This is a genomic window from Teredinibacter haidensis (genome assembly GCF_014211975.1).
Classification (GTDB): Bacteria; Pseudomonadota; Gammaproteobacteria; order Pseudomonadales; family Cellvibrionaceae; genus Teredinibacter; species Teredinibacter haidensis.
On record NZ_CP060084.1, the window covers coordinates 4328173 to 4345055 of the forward strand.

16 protein-coding genes and 1 other RNA gene are annotated in these 16883 nt (G+C 49.5%); 9 read left to right on the forward strand and 8 right to left on the reverse strand.

What is annotated here, in order from left to right:
• The first annotated feature begins 53 nt into the window (after positions 1–53).
• The 5 genes from tkt to H5715_RS17680 all read left to right on the forward strand — a co-directional run bounded on the left by tkt (position 54) and on the right by H5715_RS17680 (position 6167).
• Complete coding sequence (tkt, locus tag H5715_RS17660; protein WP_075184850.1) at positions 54–2057, forward strand: transketolase; 2004 nt, start codon at positions 54–56, stop codon at positions 2055–2057.
• A 202-nt stretch (positions 2058–2259) separates the two neighbouring features.
• The gene (locus tag H5715_RS17665) at positions 2260–3435 is read left to right on the forward strand and encodes a phosphoglycerate kinase (protein ID WP_075184851.1); all 1176 of its coding nucleotides are present in this window, start codon (positions 2260–2262) and stop codon (positions 3433–3435) included.
• A gap of 323 nt (positions 3436–3758) precedes the next feature.
• Positions 3759–4757, forward strand: coding sequence for an alpha/beta hydrolase (locus H5715_RS17670; RefSeq protein WP_075184852.1), 999 nt, complete (start codon positions 3759–3761; stop codon positions 4755–4757).
• Between the two features lie 93 nt (positions 4758–4850).
• Positions 4851–5117 (forward strand): phenylacetaldoxime dehydratase family protein, encoded by a 267-nt coding sequence (locus H5715_RS17675; protein WP_139309738.1) that lies wholly within the window; start codon positions 4851–4853, stop codon positions 5115–5117.
• A gap of 435 nt (positions 5118–5552) precedes the next feature.
• Entirely contained in the window at positions 5553–6167 is a 615-nt protein-coding gene (locus tag H5715_RS17680) for a hypothetical protein (RefSeq protein ID WP_075184854.1), read from the forward strand.
• A gap of 50 nt (positions 6168–6217) precedes the next feature.
• Here H5715_RS17680 and H5715_RS17685 read toward each other — a convergent pair whose 3' ends face one another.
• Positions 6218–7531 (reverse strand): glycerophosphodiester phosphodiesterase family protein, encoded by a 1314-nt coding sequence (locus tag H5715_RS17685; protein WP_075184855.1) that lies wholly within the window; start codon positions 7529–7531, stop codon positions 6218–6220.
• Positions 7532–7823: 292 nt separating this feature from the next.
• On the reverse strand, positions 7824–9338 hold the full coding sequence (gene ilvA, locus H5715_RS17690) for a threonine ammonia-lyase, biosynthetic (protein ID WP_075184856.1): 1515 nt from the start codon (positions 9336–9338) through the stop codon (positions 7824–7826).
• A 178-nt stretch (positions 9339–9516) separates the two neighbouring features.
• On the opposite strand from ilvA, the gene rpiA reads away from it, so the two are divergent.
• Both rpiA and serA read left to right on the forward strand, forming a co-directional pair.
• Positions 9517–10188, forward strand: a complete 672-nt coding sequence (gene rpiA / locus H5715_RS17695) for a ribose-5-phosphate isomerase RpiA (RefSeq protein ID WP_075184857.1) — start codon at positions 9517–9519, stop codon at positions 10186–10188.
• 45 nt (positions 10189–10233) lie between these two features.
• Positions 10234–11469, forward strand: a complete 1236-nt coding sequence (gene serA, locus H5715_RS17700; RefSeq protein WP_075184858.1) for a phosphoglycerate dehydrogenase — start codon at positions 10234–10236, stop codon at positions 11467–11469.
• A 157-nt stretch (positions 11470–11626) separates the two neighbouring features.
• On the opposite strand, the gene feoB is transcribed toward serA, so the two are convergent.
• Positions 11627–13678: a ferrous iron transport protein B gene (feoB, locus tag H5715_RS17705; RefSeq protein ID WP_075184859.1), complete on the reverse strand. Its 2052-nt coding sequence runs from the start codon at positions 13676–13678 to the stop codon at positions 11627–11629.
• A gap of 26 nt (positions 13679–13704) precedes the next feature.
• Entirely contained in the window at positions 13705–13941 is a 237-nt protein-coding gene (locus H5715_RS17710; protein ID WP_075184860.1) for a FeoA family protein, read from the reverse strand.
• A 503-nt stretch (positions 13942–14444) separates the two neighbouring features.
• On the opposite strand from H5715_RS17710, the gene H5715_RS17715 reads away from it, so the two are divergent.
• A complete protein-coding gene (locus tag H5715_RS17715; protein WP_175574242.1) occupies positions 14445–14594 on the forward strand; it encodes a hypothetical protein in 150 nt (49 codons plus the stop codon).
• Between the two features lie 92 nt (positions 14595–14686).
• Here H5715_RS17715 and H5715_RS17720 read toward each other — a convergent pair whose 3' ends face one another.
• The 4 genes from H5715_RS17720 to H5715_RS17735 all read right to left on the reverse strand — a co-directional run bounded on the left by H5715_RS17720 (position 14687) and on the right by H5715_RS17735 (position 16109).
• Complete coding sequence (locus H5715_RS17720; protein ID WP_075184861.1) at positions 14687–15271, reverse strand: 5-formyltetrahydrofolate cyclo-ligase; 585 nt, start codon at positions 15269–15271, stop codon at positions 14687–14689.
• Positions 15272–15333: 62 nt separating this feature from the next.
• Positions 15334–15511, reverse strand: a non-coding RNA gene (ssrS, locus tag H5715_RS17725) — 6S RNA.
• A gap of 71 nt (positions 15512–15582) precedes the next feature.
• The gene (locus H5715_RS17730; protein ID WP_425507000.1) at positions 15583–15903 is read right to left on the reverse strand and encodes a cell division protein ZapA; all 321 of its coding nucleotides are present in this window, start codon (positions 15901–15903) and stop codon (positions 15583–15585) included.
• Positions 15900–16109 carry a TIGR02449 family protein gene (locus H5715_RS17735; RefSeq protein ID WP_075184862.1) on the reverse strand — a complete coding sequence of 70 codons (210 nt, stop codon included), beginning with the start codon at positions 16107–16109 and terminating at the stop codon, positions 15900–15902. Before H5715_RS17735 ends, H5715_RS17730 begins: the two co-directional genes overlap by 4 nt.
• A 171-nt stretch (positions 16110–16280) precedes the next feature.
• Here H5715_RS17735 and H5715_RS17740 point away from each other — a divergent pair, with 171 nt between their 5' ends.
• Positions 16281–16880, forward strand: a complete 600-nt coding sequence (locus tag H5715_RS17740; protein WP_075184863.1) for a UPF0149 family protein — start codon at positions 16281–16283, stop codon at positions 16878–16880.
• Positions 16881–16883: the final 3 nt, after the last annotated feature.

Sequence of the window (16883 nt, forward strand, 5' to 3'; positions counted from 1 at the left end):
TTCATAGTGTGCCGGGAGTCCTTTCATATTGTCATATCAGGAGTCATTGACACATGCCTTCACGCAGAGATCTTGCCAACGCGATTCGTGCCCTTAGCATGGATGCCGTACAAAAAGCCAACAGCGGACACCCCGGCGCCCCCATGGGCATGGCCGACATTGCCGAAGTGCTGTGGAACGACTTTTTAACGCACAATCCACAAAATCCGGATTGGAGCAATCGCGACCGTTTCGTGCTGTCCAACGGCCACGGCTCCATGCTGATTTACTCTTTGCTGCACTTAAGCGGCTACGATCTACCCATAGAAGAGCTGGCCAATTTCCGTCAACTGCATTCTAAAACCCCGGGTCACCCTGAATACGGCTATACGCCGGGTGTGGAAACCACCACTGGCCCTCTGGGGCAGGGTATCTCTAATGCCGTGGGTATGGCGATTGCAGAGAAAACTCTGGCAGCGCAATTTAACCGCGATGGTCACGAAATTGTTGATCATTACACCTACAGCTTCCTGGGTGATGGTTGCCTGATGGAAGGTATTTCCCATGAAACGTGCTCTTTGGCGGGCACCCTTGGTTTAGGCAAGTTGATTGCCTTCTGGGACGACAACGGTATTTCCATTGATGGTAAAGTGGAAGGCTGGTTCACCGACGACACACCTAAGCGTTTTGAAGCCTACGGCTGGCACGTTATTCCTGGTGTTGATGGCCATGATGCAGCGGCCATCAAAGCGGCTATCGAAGCCGCCAAAGCAGAAACCGGCAAGCCAACCATGATCTGTTGCAAAACCACCATTGGTTTTGGTTCGCCCAACAAGCAAGGTACTCACAACTGCCACGGCGCACCTTTGGGTGATGATGAAATTAAAGCAGCCCGTGAATTCCTTAACTGGTCACACGCGCCTTTCGTTATTCCAGCCGATGTCTACGCTGGCTGGGATGCAAAGACCAAGGGTAGCGACGTTGAGCAAGCCTGGAACGTCAAGTTCGACGCCTATAAAGCCGCCCACCCAGAACTGGCCGCCGAGTACGAGCGCCGTGTGATCAACAACGAACTACCTGCGGATTTCGATGCGAAGTCCAATGCCTTTATCGAAGAATGCCAGCAGAAGATGGAAAAGATTGCCAGCCGTCAGGCTTCGCAGAAAACCATCGAAGCTTTTGGTGGCTTCCTGCCAGAAATGCTGGGCGGTTCCGCTGATCTCGCCGGTTCAAACCTCACCTTGTGGTCGGGCTCCAAAGGTTTAACCGCCGAAGATTGCAGTGGTAACTATATTTACTATGGTGTGCGTGAATTCGGTATGAGCGCCATTATGAACGGCATCTCTGCCCACGGCGGCTTTGTAAACTATGGTGCTACCTTTCTGATGTTCCAACAGTACGCTGCCAACGCAGTGCGTATGTCGGCGCTGATGAAGCTGCGCAACGTATTCGTTTACACCCACGACTCTATTGGTCAGGGTGAAGATGGCCCAACTCACCAGCCTATCGAAGTGCTGGCGACCTTGCGTGCTACGCCCAATATGGATACCTGGCGCCCAGCAGATGCCACCGAAACGGCTATAGCCTGGAAAGCGGCGGTTGAACGTAAAGATGGGCCAACCTCATTGATCTTTAGTCGTCAGGGTTTAGATCCCTTGACTCGGGACGAAGAGCAGTTGGCGAATACCCGCAAAGGTGGCTACATTCTGAAGGACAGCGCCGGCGAGCCAGAGCTGATTTTGATTGCGACCGGTTCTGAAGTGGGTATTACTATGAAAGCTGCCGAACAGCTGGCGGGCGAAGGTAAGAATGTACGTGTAGTTTCTATGCCCAGTACTTCAACATTTGATCTGCAGGATGCCGCGTACAAGGAATCTGTATTACCATTAGCGGTATCTGCTCGTGTTGCGGTAGAAGCCGCTCATGCGGATTGCTGGTGGAAATATGTTGGCATCGACGGACGTATTGTCGGTATGACCACGTTTGGAGAATCGGCACCTGGTGGCGTTTTGTTTGAACAGTTCGGTTTTACCGTCGACAACATTGTTAACACTGCAAAAGATCTCTTAGAAGATTAATTCAATTATATCGGGCGCGGTTACGGCCGTAGCCCGGGCTTGCAGACTAGTCTGATACCTGCCCTGGACACATTCGTTTAGCCAGGCGTAGGTATAGCCAGCTAGTGGCGCGCGAGCCCCTTCCCTATATTCTCAACCTAAATCTGATGGCTGCTGTTTCGCTGTCAATGTAATTATTTATGTTTATCTACTGGAGAAAACCATGTCAGTAAAACTCATGAAAGACTTGGATCTGAAAGGCAAGCGCGTACTGATTCGTCAGGATCTCAACGTACCCATTCAGGACGGTAAAATCACTTCCGACGTTCGCATTCGGGCATCTCTGCCAACCATTAAACTGGCCATCCAAGCCGGCGCAAAAGTTATGCTGATGTCTCACCTGGGTCGTCCAACCGAAGGTGAATACGAAGAGACGTTTTCTCTTAAGCCGGTAGCGGCGCGTTTAACCGAGTTGTTGGCTCAAGATGTTGCGGTTGCCAAAGACTGGCAGGCCGGTATTGATATCAATGACGGCGAGGTTGTACTTCTGGAGAATGTTCGTTTCAATAAAGGTGAGAAAAAAGATAACGAAGAGTTGTCCAAAGCCTACGCGTCCCTGTGTGATGTATTTGTTATGGATGCCTTTGGTACTGCTCACCGCGCTCAGGCCTCTACCCACGGTGTTGCCAAGTTTGCCCCTATTGCCTGCGCTGGCCCCCTATTGTCGGGTGAGTTGGATGCCCTGGAAAAAGCACTGGCCAAGCCTGCTCGTCCCATGGTCGCACTTGTCGGTGGTGCCAAGGTGTCTACCAAGTTAACTGTTCTGGATGCGCTGTCTAAAATTTGCGACATTCTGGTTGTTGGTGGCGGTATCTCCAATACGTTTGTGGCAGCTCAAGGGCACGAAGTTGGCAATTCTCTGTACGAAAAAGATCTTATCCCTGAAGCTCAGCGTCTGACTAAAGAGACCGAAGTGGTCTTTGCTACAGACTGCCGAACTACAACAGATTCTTTCGGTGAGTGGGCTCACGATTCTGCAGTTGAGGTCAAATCGACGAGTGAAGTTAAGCCCGGTGAAGAAATTATCGATTACGGCCCCGAAACGGCAGAGAGGGTTGCCGCTATCTTGAAAGATGCCAAAACCATTTTGTGGAACGGCCCTTGTGGTGTTTTCGAGTACGATGCTTTTGCTAAGGGCACTGAAATCACGGCTCGCGCCATTGCGGAAAGTGAAGCCTTTTCCCTGGCCGGGGGTGGCGATACCTTGGCTGCCATTGATAAGTATAACCTAGCCGATAAAATCTCCTACATCTCCACAGGTGGTGGCGCTTTCCTTGAGTACGTAGAAGGTAAAGTTTTGCCCGCCGTTGCCATGCTAGAGTCCCGAGCTGCCGAATAATCCATCGCAGCTGCAAATCAGAAGCCAATCTTTTTCGCGAAGATTGGCTTTTTTGTGCCTGGCTACAAGATAATATTTCCGAGCCGCAGACTTTTGAATCTTTCGTCTATCAAAAGGAGGATAAGCCATTTTGGTTTGTTTTCTGCTGGGTTATCGGCGTTCTATTCCTTAAGATGCATAGCCGAAAAATCAGAATTACGGCTTTCTCAAAAAACAATTAACGGATTTGAGAGAAAGTCCAAGTCCCTGCAAAAACAGTTTAATCCGGAATGTGGAGGGGAATATCAAGTACCCTTGTGAAATATCCGGGCTAGACTGTAATTATGGATCAATCCGATAGACGTTATTTTCGTCAGCAGCTTCCAGCGCTGCAATTTGAGACGCCTTTCCAGCTCGACGCCTGCGCGCCGGAGTTGCAGGAATTATTTCGTCTTTATGGCTACGATCAAATCGTTCGCCACACTCAATGTACACATTATGCCGGCCAGGTACGTTTGGGAGGCTTTAAATGTGTTGCGCACTGTTGGCTGCCTAAAAATCATGAGACTAATGCGCAGAGGCAAACGGTTGTGGTCAGCCACGGCCTGTTCGATCACAGCGGCCTTTATTTGAAGTTGGTTGAAAGTTTGTTACGCGCGAATATTTGCGTCTTTATGCCAGATTTTCCCGGCCATGGAATTAGTGCGGGTGAGCCTGCTGCTATCAACGATTTTAGTGAGTACGCCAGTGTTATCAGCGATAGCGTGCTAATGCTGAACCAGCAAAAGGACGTGTTTGGACCTGTTTCTCTCGTGGGTCAGAGCACCGGGGCGGCAGCGATATTGCGTTACCTTTTAGATCAGGTTTACGACAGCGGTATTCGTAAGGTCGTGCTTTTGGCTCCATTGATAAAGCCTAAAAGTTTTTGGTTTATTCGATTGGCTTTTCCTTTTGTACGCTACCTGGGTATTCCAATAAAACGACGGTTTAACAATAATTCACACGATAAGGAGTTTTGCCAGTTTCTCGCGCAAGACGATGCCCTACAGCCGCAATCAATCCCCCACACTTGGTTGCAGGCCCTGTGTGACTGGGTTGAATGGTATGAGGCAAAGTGGGAGCGCATTGCCTCTGGTAGCGAGCGTAAGTTACAAATACCAACGCTTATTGTGCAGGGGCTTGCAGATAATACCGTTGATTGGCGTAACAATCTTCCCAAAATAGTCTCAATACTTGAAAACCCAAAAGAAGAGCATATCCCTGGGGCGCGCCATCACTTAGTAAACGAAGCGGGTTCATACCGGCCGAAAATTTTAACAGCCATTCTAAAATTTCTGGCGTAAACTACCCGAATTGATAAATCGGGGACAGGTTATATGCAAGTAGGGAAAATATTAGGGGTGGTTCTGGCGGTCTGTTGCTTGGCGGCGTGCGCAGTGCAGAAGCAGAAATCTTCCTCCAGCGATATCACGCAGGCCTTCGCTGATTTTAAAGGGGTGAGTTTAAATACATCCCAATTCACCATAGTTGAACAGAACACGGAGCTTTCTAGAGCTCTCTCCAAGTCTGGCTTTGCAGAATCCCGCTTTTTTGTTTCCTACTGGCCAACGCCTGAATGTGTAGAGGGGTATACGGTATTCGAAAAATGCGGAAAGCAAAGCTGTAACTTCAAGTTTGAATGGGTTGAAGGTGTTTGTGACTAGTGCTAGCGGCTTGCTGAATAATGTAGGCGAGGTCGTCAGCGCAAGGGGAAATGGGTGAAAAAGCGGAGTTTATAGTGAATAAATGAGCATTTTAAATCCACCGTTAACCTCTCGCTGGCAACACAACAGGTCGTTTTTTTAAAGCTTGCTAATATCGGCTACACGACCTTTCTACCGAACTGAATCAACCCACCGCAGTCCCCGTTCGAGAGCTGTAGAGTGTGGCGGGCCAGTGGGTGTGGTTGAATAGGGTGCCTAAACACTTTTAAACTTCCTTGTATCTACTTCAGCGGTTCACGGTCTGTTGTAACGTATGCAGTAAAGATTGTTAAACATGCCTGAATAACGCCCACAGGAAAAACATCAATTTGTGCCACGGAACTCTTTGAACCGGTATGCTAGTCTTTCGCGAATTGCCCACTAAAAGGAATTTATATGAAACAATCCCTATTAAAATTCACGTGTTGTTGTCTTCTTGCCGTTAGCTTTTCTGGTGTATTTGCCGACAGCACTGCACCGCTTAGCAACTCGCTTTTAGATAAGATGTCGAAAGTTCAGACGCAATTGCTATTGCTAGCGGATCGTTATCCGGAACTCGAAAATGACAGCATGGATAAAATGGAGTTCGGTGATGGTGGTAAATCCATGGCGGCCTTCTTAAAGGGAACTCCCGTGTACAAAGAGTTGTTGAACACCGTGGAGGCCAACGGTTTTACGTCGTTGGAAGAGTTTACCGCTGTATATAGCCGTGTATTTGTGGCGATGTTGAGTTTAAAAACGGAGCAGCTTTCGCCCAAAGTGACGGAGCAGTTTAGTGCAGACCGGGTGGCGGAAATGAAAAAGCAACTGTTGTCCAGTGGCCTGCCAGAAGAAATGATTGACGAGCAGGTTAAACACATGACTGCTGCGATGAATATGTACTCGAAGGCAACAGCGGCTGCAAAAAATGCGGATCCAAAGGATATTCAATTCGTCCGTGATAATGCGGCTCAAGTCGCACAATTATTTAATGATGGTGATGACGAAGGTGAAGCCTTCGAGGACGAGTAGCGGAAAGGTCTGTTAAAAAGAGCCGGTGTAATACCGGCTCTTTTTTGCCTCTATTTTAAGTTCATACAACTTGCGTAATAGCTCACCGTTGCTGGCCAGTCCGAAAATACGCCTAATACCCCTACATCCCGGGCGAGAACATCCAATATCTCCATCATATCGCCATCGTTATTTATCACGCTGGGCTGTGGGTTAACTGAGTCGGTGTTTAGGCCATTCAGCGATTGATAATACCAGCCACCACCATTTGCCAATGGGCCTGCGCGTTCGAATGACCAGGCAATCATATCCAGGCCCGCAGCCTTTGCCGATTCGGCATAAATCGAGGGGGCGATGTCACCGTCGATAACGTCCACCAGCATCCATATGGGTGGCGCAATAATACTTACGCCATCCGCTGCTATCTTGGCCATGGAAGGTTCGTAAGTACTTGGATCACGGAAGTTAAAATCAGGATCATCGTAGCGGCCATCGAGAAATACAGCTTGATGGCCGTACGTGGGCTCACTATCTATCCAGTAGAGTACGTCGCTGTAGTTAAACGATTGTGGCCAGACAAAGTGAGGGGGAACCCAAGCTTGTTTATACTCTTCAATCATTTTTTGTGCGTAGTCTTGCTGGGAAAATCCATTGAAGGGCATTTCCACGCTGGGTGACTTTAGTTCCGGTGTCATCTTGGTTCCGAGCCGGGTAAATAACTGAATACTTTCTTTATGGCTGAGCAGAGTTCCGCGGCCGGCGTAGAGGTCGGTGCGCCAATTTGCCGTTGCATCGAGGTACTCTGCAACCGTTGTGGCTGCAGAATTTCCCGCATCCATCTTGCCCTTAAGTGTTTTAAATTCTTCCAGGGTAATATCGCTGGTGCAACAGCGAACGGAAGCGGATTTGATAACGTTACCGTCGGCATCGACCTCTGCGGGCTCAAAGGGCACACTGCATTTTTCAGCCAGGGGGGTTTCAAGGATATTGGTTGTGGTATGTAAGTCACATTGGGAGTGACGGCAAACCAACTCTTTATCTTTCGTAAAGGTGACATCACACTCCAGAATGCCTGCGCCCATACGTGCAGCCGCTTCATAGGATTCTTTTGTGTGCTCAGGGAATTGCAGTGGTGCGCCTCTGTGGCCAATGGAAAAATCAGACCTGCGTGGTTTTTGGTTTTGGCAGCTAAGAAGCTTTTTCTTGAGCGGCGATACATCCATATCTTTGACCAGAAAGTAGGGGCGTGGTCCCAGTTGCACATTAGAGCCGAAACCATGGGAAGCAAAAGGCTTGTGCCAGTCAAAGTGTTTGCTGCTGGCAAGGCTGGGGAGAGATGAAGCAGATAAAACGGCTAGAATTAACAGCGTAATACAGTGGCGCATGGCGGCCTCCAAAAGAATTATTCGATGTGTAAATGGAACCAGTGTTGAGTAGAGGAGGCTAGAAGTTAAGTGTGTCGCCTGTATGCTGAATTTGTGAAGACTGGATTAAATTGCTGTTGCAGTTTCTATTGATGTGTAAGTTGTGTGAAAGGGTTCTCGGACAGCGGTGGCCAAATAGCGCTGCTGTCCGATAGTTCTCAAAGGGAGGTCGCCCGAGGGAAATCGCAAAGCGCCCTCGGGCGATCAAAAGTGCAGAAAAGCACTGGGCTTAAATGGCGCCCCTCGACAGGGTTTAACTCAAAAAATACCGGTAGGCTTCGTTATCGGTTTCATCCCAGTAGGGGTAGCCCAGGTCCTTCAGCAGGCCTTGCAGTTGTTTGTGTTCTTTTTTCGGTACCTGCATGCCAACCAGTACCCGGCCAAATGCTGCACCGTGGTTGCGATAGTGGAACATGGAAATATTCCAGCGACCGGCCAGCTTGGTTAAAAAGTTCAGCAACGCGCCGGGTCGTTCCGGAAACTCGAAGCGGTAGACGATTTCGTCATTGGCCTGAGGCGCATGACCGCCGACCATATGACGAATATGGAGCTTAGCCACTTCGTTATCGGTCATATCGACAACTTTGTAACCTTTTCCTTCCAGAGTTTGAACCACCTCCGCGCGATCGTCTTTGTCTGGAGCCACCTGTAGACCGACGAAGATATGGGCGTCGCGATTATCGGCAAAGCGATAATTAAATTCAGTAATGGAACGTTTGCCCAGCAGGCCACAGAACTTGCGATAGCTACCGGGTTCTTCTGGAATGGTCACCGCAAAGATTGCTTCGCGCTTTTCGCCGATTTCAGTGCTTTCCGAAATAAAGCGCAAGCGGTCGAAATTGGTATTCGCTCCGCTGGCGATGGCGACCAGGGTTTTTCCTTCGCAGCCGGTTTCGGCAACGTATTTTTTCAGGCCTGCGAGCGACAAAGCCCCTGCGGGCTCAGTAATGGAGCGTGTATCTTCGAAAATATCCTTAATCGCAGCGCACATTTCATCGGCATTGGCGGTAATAACACCGTCGATGGTCTGTCGCAAAACGCGGTAGGTTTCTTTTCCAATTTGCGCTACAGCAACACCTTCGGCAAATATACCTACCTGAGGAAGTGTTACCCGGCGGTTGGCATCCATGGCGGCTTTCAGGCATGCCGCATCGTTGGGTTCTACGGCGAAAACCTTGGTCTCTGGGCGCACATACTTTATGTAGGCGGCCATACCGGCACACAGGCCGCCGCCGCCCACGGGGATGAAAACAGCGTCTATGGGCCCGGAATACTGGCGCAACAGTTCCATGGCAACGGTACCCTGGCCAGCAATAACATCGGGGTCGTCGAAGGGGGGGACGTAGGTCATCCCCTTTTCTTCAACCAGTTTTTTGGCATGAGTGGCCGCTTCGTCGTAGGTATCACCGGTCAGAACAACTTTTGCTCCACGGCGTTTTACCGCCTCCACTTTAATCGCCGGTGTCGTACGGGGCATAACAATTGTGGCTTTCACGCCTAGATGCTGTGAGGCCAGCGCCAGACCCTGTGCATGGTTGCCTGCTGAGGCCGCTACGACGCCTCCAGCTCTTTGCTCCTCACTCAACTGCAGGAGCTTATTGTAGGCTCCGCGAATTTTAAAGGAAAACACGGGTTGCAGGTCTTCGCGCTTAAGCAGTACCTGGTTGTTGGTGCGGTCAGAAATCAGCGGTGCAGCATCCAGTGGTGTTTCTACGGCCAGATCGTAAATGCGGGCGTTGAGTATGCGTTTCAGGTAGGACTGGGGCATGGCAGTTCGTTATATTTTCAATTTGTTTATTGAGCGGCAATGGTAAAGGATGCGAGACGTCAAGTCATTGAATTTGCTTTGATGGAGTGTTATTTGTGCATGCGCTCGGCGGCAGTTTTTAGTAAACTGCACCGCCTCTCCCGCTGTCCTCTATATTAACCGGAATTGATTGCACCCCATGACCCAGGACGAACTCAAAAAAGCTGTTGCCCAGGCGGCGGTTGAATACATTTTGCCAAAGCTCGAAAGTGACACCATTGTGGGAATCGGTACTGGTTCTACCGCTAACTTTTTTATTGATTTTCTGGCTGAGCATAAGGCTTTGTTCGATGGCGCGGTTGCCAGTTCGGATGTTTCTGCTGAGAGGTTAAAAAAACATGGTATTCCCGTCTATGATTTAAATTCAGTTGATCAGTTGGCGGTGTATGTCGATGGAGCGGATGAAAGTAACGCGAAATTGCAGCTGATTAAAGGCGGTGGTGCAGCGTTAACACGGGAAAAAATTGTAACCGCCAGCGCCGACGAATTTGTGTGTATCGCCGATCAAAGCAAGTGGGTCAAAACCCTGGGAGCCTTCCCGCTGCCGGTCGAAGTGATTCCGATGGCTCGTGCTTATGTCGCTCGTGAGCTGATAAAACTGGGTGGCGATCCCGTGCACCGCCGGGGGTGTATTACCGACAATGGTGGTGAGATTCTGGATGTTCACGGCCTAAACATTGAAGATGCCCCCGGTTTGGAAGCTGCAATCAACCAAATTGTGGGAGTTGTCAGCAATGGCCTGTTTGCCAGGCGCCCGGCTGATGTTTTACTGCTTGCAACCGAAACGGGTGTGCAGACGTTACGCGCGTAAATCGCGCTATATTGAATATTTATTTTTAGCTTGTGAGACTTAACTATGACGGCTCCTCTGACTTCCCTGAAAAAAGAAAAAATTAAATTCCTATTGCTTGAAGGTGTTAGTCCCTCGTCTGTTGAGAGCCTAAAAAATGCAGGCTACACCAATATCGATTATGTAAAAACGGCGCTGGCGGAAGATGAGCTGATTGATCGAATTAAAGATGCACATTTTGTTGGCTTGCGTTCTCGTACACAGCTAACCCGACGAGTATTCGAAAGCGCTCCCAAATTGGTGGCGGCGGGTTGTTTTTGTATTGGTACCAATCAAGTTGATCTGGAAGCTGCGCAGGAGCATGGTGTAGCGGTTTTTAATGCGCCCTATTCCAATACCCGAAGCGTTGCTGAGCTAGTTATTGCGGAAGCAATTTTATTGCTGCGGGGTGTGCCCGCCAAAAATGCAGGTTGTCATCGCGGCGAATGGAATAAATCGGCAACGGGCTCCTTTGAAATACGTGGTAAAACACTGGGGCTGATCGGCTATGGCTCAATTGGTAGTCAAGTCAGTGTATTGGCCGAATCCCTGGGTATGACGGTGATGTTTTTCGATGTAATTAACAAGCTGCCACTGGGCAACGCAATACAGTGTAAATCGCTAACGGAGTTGCTGGCCAAATCAGATATCGTTTCCCTGCATGTGCCGGAAACGGCTGGAACTAAAGATCTTATTGGTGAGCAGGAAATCGCGGCCATGAAAGCGGGGGCAATTTTAATAAACGCGTCCCGTGGAACAGTGATCGATATCGAGGCTTTGGCCGTAGCGATGGAAAGTGGGCATATTTCCGGAGCAGCAATTGACGTTTTCCCTGTTGAGCCAAAAGGCAACGATGAAGAATTTGTATCGCCTTTGCGGGCGTTCGATAATACGATTCTCACACCGCATATTGGTGGCTCCACTATGGAGGCTCAGGAAAATATTGGTTTCGAAGTTACCGAAAAACTGATTAAGTATTCTGATAACGGCACGACTATTTCTTCGGTAAACTTCCCCGAAGTGGCGCTGCCCACCCATAGAAATGTTCATCGTTTACTGCACGTTCACAAAAACGTACCCGGCGTACTGACGGCGATTAACAAAATTTTCTCTGAAAATAATATCAATATTACTGGTCAGTATTTACAGACCAATGAGAAAGTGGGTTATGTCGTGGTCGATGTGGATTCTAAATACAATAAATCGGCACTTAAACAACTCAAAAGCGTAGAGGGTACGATTCGTTGCAGAGTGCTTTTTTAAGACACAAAAAAAGGTTTTGAATAAAAAAGGAGCGATTGATTCGCTCCTTTTTTATTCAAGCTGGGAAAGGTTGGAATTGTTTTTCCTGCTCGAGTCCGGTGCTTTGGTGGATAAATTAGATAGACAATAGTCGTGAGACTTGCGTTGCCGATGTTGCTTATCCGGGGAGGTTGACGACCGGGATATGTTCGCTCATCCCCTTTTTCATATAGTGGATAATGAAGCGGTAACTGGCGTAGAGTACCAAGGAGGAGAGAGCAAGCCAGCTGCTTGCGACCACAGGAGCACTGGCGAGCAGGCAGAGATGCCAGAGAGCGCTGGCGAGCCAGTAAGACAGCAACAGACTCCAAATAATCGAAAAGCCCATCCACACATGACCAGCCTCCCTTTGCATTACGCCGATAGTTGCCACGCAAGGAGCGTAAAGTAGGATAAATACAAGGTAGCAAAACGCTCCCCAGCTAGAGGGAAAGAGCTGTTGCATGGCAGCGTAGCTATGGGGTTGTGAGCTGGTGGCGTCTTGCTGAGCTGAGCCGATACCTAGGGGGTCTGTAAGGGCATCAACTAAACCGGCAGAGTTTTCGATAATGCTGGTAAAGGCGGCTTTTATATCGCCAAGAAAATCGGGTCTTTCGGTTGAGGGCTCTTCTGTTTCCGGTGGGGAGTAAAGGGTGTCGAGAGTGCCCACAACGACCTCTTTTGCAAATAAGCCGGTAAATAGACCTACGGTTGCAGGCCAGTTTTGTTCCCCTATCCCCATGGGAGTGAAGACGGGCGTAAGCCACTTGCCGGTTGCCGAAAGCGCTGATTTTTCTGTGTCCTGATTGCCCCAGCTGCCATCCGTACCAAAGGAGGACAGTACCGATAGTAGTAAAACGACAGCAACGATGCGCCGCCCTGCTCGCCAGATAAAGGAATAGAGCCGCAGCCAAGTTTGCGTGAGTACGTTGCGCAACAGAGGGCGGTGGTAGGCTGGCATTTCTGTGATATTGGCCCCAACAAGTCCAGAGAAAAGTTTGTGGCGTAGAATCCAGGCAGAGAAAATCGCCACAAGAATACCCAGGATATAGAGGGCGAAAATGGCGTTTTGCGATTGGCTGGGGAAAAAGGCAGTACCTACAAACACGTATACGGAAAGCCGTGCGCCGCAGCTCATAAAGGGCGCAATAAAAATGGTTGTCAGGCGGGCGCTGGCCTGCCCGAGCGCCCGCGAGGCCATTACCGACGGAACATTGCAGCCGAAGCCAATAATAAGGGGAATAAAAGCTTGTCCGGGAAGACCAATTTTGGCCATTAGACGATCAATAACAAAAGCTGCGCGGGAGAGGTAGCCGGAATCCTCGAGAATAGACATGCACAGATAAAGGCAGCCGATAACGGGAATAAAGGTGCCAACCAACTGAATGCCTCCGCCGACACCATCGGCAATCACCGCCTGTAGCCACTCCGGGGTACCGATACTACCGAGTAGCCAGCGGCTGCCATCGATAAACAAGCTACCTAGAACAATATCGAAAAAGTCGATAAATACGGCGCCAAAATTTACCGCAATCGTAAACAGGAGATACATCACCAGCAGAAAGACTGGTAATGCCAGCTTGGGATGAAGCAGCCAGCGGTCGATCTTTTCTGTACGGCTCTTTTGTTCGGTGGTGTGGTAGCAAGCGTCGGCAATCTCGGCGATGTTCAGTCGAGAGGGATTGACCAGGTTGTAATGCTGTAAAGCCTGGCTAATTTTCTGCTTGAGTTCCGGGAGGCCTACACCCGTTGAACCGATAACGCCTGCCACAGGAAGGCCTGTTTTTTGTTCCAGGCCTACAAGGTCGACATGCATGCCCTCTGCTTCGGCGCTGTCGAGCATATTCACCGCCAGTACCACGGGGATACCTGTGCTTAAGAGCTCGGGTAGCAGCTCTAGCTGCTGCGGCAGTCGGGTGGCATCAATCACCAGCAACACCAGCTCGGGCTTGCCGCTATTAATATAGTCGAACGCAATGCGAGCCTCTAAGCCCTGGATGTCATCGTGGAGAGTGTAAACGCCGGGAAGGTCGATCAGCAGGGCTTTTTCACCATTGATATCGAGCTTGCCATCTTTGCGCTCTACCGTGACGCCGGGCCAGTTGCCAGTTCGCTGGCGCGCGCCTGTCAGACGGTTAAATAGAGTGGTTTTGCCGCAGTTTGGACTGCCTATCAGGGCGATTTCTTTCAAGCGCTATCTCTTGGGTTGGTTGGGGGTCAGGCTTCGGTAGTGACACCTATGTAGGCTGCTTCATCTGTGCGTATGGAAAACAGTGTTCCGCGACATTTGATTTGCATAGGGCCTTTACTGCGGTTTTTGTGAAGTACTTGAATACGAGCTCCGGGTTTTAAGCCGAGGGCGCCACACTGGCGGTGCAGTGCTTGGTTGTTACCGAGCAATGTGTGAACGGTGGCGATGGCGCCGATGGCCAGTTCGTTAAGTGTCATAGACATAGAAGTAAAGCAACTCCACAGTGTGAGAGGGTCAGCCCCTAACAATAATAATTCTTATTATCGGTTGCTTATTGATATTCATCAAGCAGTGGTTTTTATTTTTTGAATCGGTAATCGTAAGGGGTATAGATGGTTGAACCAAAGGGTGGTGAGGCCTATATTGGCACTCTAGCTTTGTGCAATTTTACAGGCCAATTGACACCGTCGACATGTTTTAGTAACCGTTGACGTTAATAATTGGCGCGTCATAAGGAATTGTGTCACGCTTTTGAGTGAGTGTTCACTTATTCTGTGAGGCAGTAAACACTAGGGTGTGTGGAGGGCTGGAAGTTCTGTTATCTGCAAGTAAACTTGAGTTTGAGATATGAGGTTGGTTCGGGTTTTGGCTGCTTAGCACCTGAATTGTTCTAGATAAATTGTGCTCCTACTCGATAAGTTGGCTTTCCGATAATGAAGCGATTAAAAACTAAAATAAACACGATTAGAGCGCAGAGAACGTAAGCATGAAAACTGATGCACTAACTCTAGCCGCCATAATATTTGTTGTTGGATTATTGGCAACAGGATTGAGCGTAACTGATAGTAGTGACAGCTCAGCATTGGATGCACCTGCCGCAGAACTCCACCAAGGTGTGGTAGTCGTAAAGCAATAGCGGTTAGGCTTCAACAGCGTTCATTAGACAGTATTAACCGATCAGTCAGCTCCCAGGAGGGGTGTGGGTGACTGGTTGCTTTCGCTTGCGCGTTACCATCTGCGATGGCGAACAGTGATCACTTCTTTATCGGTGGCAATCATATCGAGCGGAATATCCCAGGCTTCGGTAATTAACTGTCCTTGCTGCTGCAGTTGGTGTGCAAGCCCGATAAGCAGCGGTCGCACAAACGGGCTTTGGTTTTTAAATGCAAAGGTTCTGTCGTAAAAACCTCCACCCATTCCCAGGCGATTCCCCTCCTCGTCGAAGGCTACCAGCGGTAAAAAGACAATATCCAATTCGCGAACTTGTCTCGCTCGGTAGCGGGGGAGAGGTTCTGGTATATTGAAACGGTTTTTCATCAATTTTTGGCGACCCTTATAGGGTCGGAATATCATCTGTTGACGAGTGAGTACTGGGTAATAGGTTTTTTTTTGCTGGCTTCTGGCGGTTTGGCCTAAGTGGTGAGGCGAAATTTCACCATCATTGGCAAAATAAAGGGCTATATGTCTGGCTCGTTTGTATTCGGGAAGTTTTACGATTTGGTTGCATAGGTTGGAAGCGGCGGTACGCTGCTGCAGCGAGCTAAGCGCGTTGCGCTGGCTGCGGATATGCGAACGCAGGGCTGCCTTATTCATTAACTCTTGTCTATTGGTTTGCTGGTGATTCCAGCACAAGGCATCAAACGATCTGATGCGGATAAAATCCCGGGAATGCCGCTGTTGACCTTACCTTGGACCCGATGATCCAAGGGGGAGGGAACTGTTATACGTTAGGCTTTCCGTCGCGCGGACATGCACACAGCACAAACACGTAGCCTCCTTAAAAACGCTTACGGGCTCAGGGATTCAGCCAACTGGCAAACACCCCAGGTACTGTCAGTATAGCATCGAGAATCTAGCTGAACAGTCTTGACTTTTTTCGAGAATCGCGCAGTGGAAAAGCTTGTTTAGTCGTTTAGCGTCTTGGCCAGCTTTGCCGCCATGCGCTCTAGTGCTTGGATGTTGGTTTGGGAGTTGCCGCTATTGCTTTTTTCTTGTTGCAGTTCGTAGCAAAGGTTGAGTGCAGCCATAACGGCGATGCGTTCCAGGCCAATAACATTGCCGCTGCTACGGATCACCCGCATGCGTTCGTCCAGTTCTTCGGCTGCGCGGTGAAGAGCTTCCCTCTCGTTGGGGGGGCAGGAGATTTGGTAGTCTTTCTCTAGGATGTTAACGTGTACGCGCTGTTGCTCGCTCATGGCTGCTTGTGATTCTTCTACTGTGCTCAAGATTCCGCCTCTAGGCTTTTCAGGCGAGTAATCATGGCCTCGACACGGTTGCGGGCCAACTCATTTTTCTCGATCAGGCGTGCACGCTCCTGTTGCCAGTCGGTCTCTTGTGAGCGCAGCGTGGAATTTTCCTTTTCGAGGCGATCGCATAGGCTGATCAGTTCGTCCAGTCGGGCTTCAACTTCGTGTAACAATTGGTTGCTCATGTTCGATATTGTGCTGCCGTTTACTATAATGTCCAGCTTTTAACGCGTCTTGTTTGGATGCGTCCTGATGCATGTTAATCGCAATTTTGGAAAAGTATAGTGCTTTCTTCTCCTCCTGAGGTGAGGAACGCCGAGAATAATGGCGCTTTGTGAGCCGCAAGAGGTTTTTATATGAGTAGTTTGTTCGAGTTTCACTTTGTTAATGACCAGTTAATGAATATGGGAAGTGTGAATTCAGTGGCGGAGTTGCAGGGCTTATTGTGTGGCCGTTTGTGTGCCGGAGATCGTTTGGATGCACAACAATGGCAGCAGGTAGCGCTGGAATTTCTGGAGTTGGACTTCATTACCCCAAACGAAGAGCAGGAAGCGCTATTCAAACTTATACTGGAGAATACCGATAAGTTGCTCAATGATCAGCAGTATAGCTTTCAGCCCCTTTTGCCGGATGATAATGCCAGCCTGGAGCGGCGGGCGCAGGAGCTGGCCGGTTGGTGTGAAGGTTTTTTACACGGCTTGGGGCAGACGATTGGAAAGTCCGGTTTAGGTCAGGGGGCAGAGCTTCCCAAGGACGTTGCCGACGCCTTGCGCGATATGGCTCATATTTCTCAGGCGGCTGTCGACGCGGAGTTGGATGCAGAGCAGAACGAAACCTACTGGGTTGAACTGGTGGAGTATGTCAAAGTTGCGGTACTGACTGTTTACACTGAACTTTGTATTGCCAAGACATCAAGCGAATCGCCTGCCGCCGACAGCCCGGATACATTTCATTAAATA